The sequence below is a fragment of the Streptomyces europaeiscabiei genome (genome assembly GCF_001550375.1).
Taxonomy (GTDB): Bacteria; Actinomycetota; Actinomycetes; order Streptomycetales; family Streptomycetaceae; genus Streptomyces; species Streptomyces europaeiscabiei.
Genome location: NZ_LRTR01000916.1, coordinates 1 through 3,615, shown reverse-complemented (window position 1 = coordinate 3,615; position 3,615 = coordinate 1). Strand labels below are relative to the sequence as shown.

The window sequence follows — 3,615 nt, the reverse complement described above, 5'->3', positions numbered from 1 at the left end:
GCCGGGGCGCGGCCGTCGACGGACGGGTGGCGGGGGGCGTGGCGGTGACGGCCATGGCTCCGTTGCTTCTACTTCTTCGTCCGGTGTGTGTCCTCGTCCGCCGCTACTTCTTCGTCAGCGCGTCGACGACGGCGTCGATGTACGCCTCCATCGACTCGGGACCGCCGAACATCCAGATGCCGTCGGGCAGTCGGTGCACGTCACCGGCGTTCACGAACGGCAGGGACGTCCACACGGCGTTCTTCGCCAGCGCGCCGGTGAAGGGCGTGCTGGTGTCGTCCTCGTCGTTGCCTATGTAGGCGAACTGCACGTCCTTCGGCAGGTCGGTGAGGCCCTCGACATCGGTGGTGCCGAGACCGTAGTCGGCGTCGCCCTCGACCTTCCAGGCGTTCTTGAGGCCGATCCGCTCGTTGACGGCGCCGATGAGCGAGCCGCTGGTGTACGGGCGCAGCGAGACCTGGTTGGAGGTGACGTAGCCGTCGGCGAAGGCGATGTCCGTGCCGTCGAGACCGGCGTCGGCGAGGGCCTTCCTGCCTTCATCGACCTTGGCCTCGAAGCCCTCGCGGACGGTCTTGGCCTGGTCGGTGGTGCCTGTCGCCCTGGCGATGAGGTCGAGGTTCTCCAGCATCTTCCCGATCTGGTCGGAGGCGTCCGCGGACTGGATCCCCAGCACGGGGGCGATCTGGCGCAGTTGCTTCACGGCGGCGGGCGGCAGGTCGGAGGAGGCCACGATGAGGTCGGGCGCGAGGGCGGCGACGGTGTCCATGCTCGGCTCGCCGCGCGTGCCGATGTCCTTCGGTTCGTTCTTCAACGGGACGGCCTGGTCCCACGTCTTGTAGCCCTTGACGTCGGCGACGCCGACGGGGTCGACGCCGAGCGTGACGAGGAACTCGACCTCGTTCCACTCGGTGGCGACGACCTTGGTGGCCGGGCCGTCGAGTTCGACCTTCTTGCCGGTGGAGTCGGTGAGGGTGATCGCCTCGGAGGGCTTCTCCGACTTGTCGGCGGCGGGCTCGGTGGTGCCGCACGCGGCGAGGGTGAGCGCCGCGGCGGTGGTGGCCGCGGTGAGCAGGAGACGTCTCATGAGGTGGAGCCGAGCCTTTCGCTTGGGGTGTCGCGTGTGTCGGGGATGTCGCGGGTGTGGTGACGGCCGATCGGGCGGGTGCGCAGCCGGCCGGTGAGGGGGTCGGTGTCGACGTCGATCCGGATGCCGTAGACGGCGCTCAGGCGTTCCGGCGTCAGGACGTCCTCGGGTCGGCCCTCGGCGACGACCCGGCCCGCTTCGAGGAGCGTGATCCGGTCGGCGACGGCCGCCGCCTGGTCGAGGTCGTGCAGGACGACGCCGACCGCGATCCCGTGGTCGTCCGCCAGGTCGCGGACGAGGTCGAGGAGTTCGACCTGGTAGCGCAGGTCGAGATAGGTCGTCGGCTCGTCCAGCAGGAGCACGCCGGTCTCCTGCGCGAGGCAGCCGGCGAGCCACACCCGCTGCAACTGGCCGCCGGACAGGTGGTCGGCGCCTCGCTCGGCGAGGTCCGTGACACCGGTCAGCGCCAGCGCGCGGTCGACCGCGGCCGTCGCGTCCGGGTCCCGGCGGCCGAAACGGCCCCGGTGGGGGTAGCGGCCGAACTCGACGACATCGCGCACGGTCAGCCCGCTGGGCGTGGGCCGTCCCTGGGTCAGCAGGGCCACGTGCCGCGCGAACTCACGGGCGGTCAGTGCGAGGCCGTCGGTGTCGCTGTCGATCCTGAGCGCGGCGTGACGGGCCCGCTGCAACCGGGCCATCGTCCGCAGAAGCGTCGACTTCCCGCTGCCGTTGGGACCGACCAGGGCGGTCACCTCGCCGGGCCGCAGTCCGATCACGACGTCGTGCACGACGTCCACACCGTCGTAGGACACGGTCACACCCGTGGCCGACAGTTCGTGGCCGCGTAGCCGCGGGGCGTCGGCTGCTTCCTCACCAGATCTCACAAGCAAAGGTTAGCCTAACCTAATTAGGCCCGAGGCAGGGGTTCTCCTCGCCCGGTTCCAGCCGGTCTGTCACGACACCGGATCCCAGACCCCGCAGCGGCGCAGCGGCTGCGGGCGGTGCGGACGGATCTCGCCGATCTCCAGGGCCAGGGCTGCCGGGGAGCAGATGTGGCAGGCCTGCGTACGGGGTGTCGAGAATGTCGTGGAGGCTGTCGCCCCGCCGGTTCCCGGGCCGGCACGTGCAGGGGACGGGCGTTGACGATCCGCGGCATGCGGAGTGCGTCCAGGCCCGGACCGCCGACGGCGACCGCCAGGCCGGCCGGCGTCGGACGTCCGTGCCGGGCCCGCCGCGGCAGCGTCCGGGCCGCGCCCTCACCGCTGAAGCGCGTACCACCCGGCCCTGCGGGGGACGGGAGGACGACTGCACGGCCGACGAGGCTGTGGACCTGGGCACCGTCCCCCTGAGGCGACGCGAACGTGCGGACCGCCCGGGCGTAGGCTTCGCTCAGCATGGACACGGCGGGGGTGGAGCACATGTCGGCGGAGTCGGCACAGAGGTGGGGGTCGACCCTCGATTCGGTCGTGGTGTACGCGCAGGGCGCGGTCTGCCGCCGCCTGGCCCGTGGCATCGTGCCGCCCGACGGCCGGGTACGGGTGACGGGACTGCCCCGCTCGCTGGACCCGGGATCGCTGCGGGTGCGGGTCCTGGGCGCCCCCGGGATACGTGTCACCGAGGCCCGGGTGGACGTCGAGGCCGAGCCGCTCGGTACGGGCACGACCGACGAGTTGCGGCGCGAGGTCGATCGCCTGCGAGACGAGTACGCGGCGGCACGGGGACGCCGGGACCGGCAGTCGAGCCTGATCGAGGAGGTCAGGGCACTCCACCCGGTCCCACCTGCCCGCAAGCGCGAGGACCCGCACCGCCGCACCCCGGTCGACGCGTGGCTGGAGCTCGCGGACTTCGTCGACGAGAGACTGGCCGGACTGCACGCCCGCCTCGTCGAGCTGGAGGAGGCACTGCACCACGTCGAGCACGAGTTCACCGTCGCCGCCGACAGGCTCGCCCGCGCCTCCACCGACGCACCGTCAGCGTATGTGGAGACCACGGTCTGCGCGGTCCTGACCCTCGACGGCGCCGACGACGCGGAGCCGGAGGTGGAGGTGGAGGTGGAGTACGGGGTGCCGGGCGCCGTCTGGGTACCGACCTACCGTCTCACGCACCGTCAGGGCGAGGGCACCGGCCGTCTGGTGCTGCGGGCCTCGGTCGCCCAGCGGACCGGCGAGGACTGGACCGGCGTGCGCATCGCCCTGGCCACCGCCGATCTTCGGCGTCGTACCGACCTGCCGAGGCTCCGCTCGGTCCGGATCGGACGCCGTCAGCCCGCACCCGCACCCTCCGGCTGGCGCGAGCCTCCGGCCGGGCTCGCCGACCTGTTCACCGGGTACGAGGCCGTCGGCCCCCGCCCTGCCACGACCGCCGCACCCGCGGCTGCCGTGGTCGGCTCCGCGACCGTGGGTGCCGCAGGCGGCTTCGCGTCCACGGCTGTCGTGTCCGGTCCCGTGCCGCCACCGCCTCCTCCCCCGGCATCGCAGGGCTACGGCGGTCCTGCCGCCGCGGCCCCGGCGCCCGGCGCCGCGTACGGCCCG

The 3,615-nt window shown here is 72.7% G+C and carries 3 protein-coding genes; 1 reads left to right on the top strand and 2 read right to left on the bottom strand.

What is annotated here, in order from left to right:
- Nucleotides 1-103: 103 nt before the first annotated feature.
- A complete protein-coding gene (locus tag AWZ10_RS46205) occupies nt 104-1,084 on the bottom strand; it encodes an iron-siderophore ABC transporter substrate-binding protein (RefSeq protein ID WP_060894241.1) in 981 nt (326 codons plus the stop codon).
- Nucleotides 1,081-1,968: an ABC transporter ATP-binding protein gene (locus AWZ10_RS46200; RefSeq protein ID WP_060894240.1), complete on the bottom strand. Its 888-nt coding sequence runs from the start codon at nt 1,966-1,968 to the stop codon at nt 1,081-1,083. Before AWZ10_RS46200 ends, AWZ10_RS46205 begins: the two co-directional genes overlap by 4 nt.
- Before the next feature lie 534 nt (nt 1,969-2,502).
- Here AWZ10_RS46200 and AWZ10_RS46195 point away from each other — a divergent pair.
- Nucleotides 2,503-3,615 (top strand): DUF4139 domain-containing protein (locus AWZ10_RS46195; RefSeq protein WP_159058625.1); only part of this gene is annotated, 1,113 nt, incomplete at its 3' end.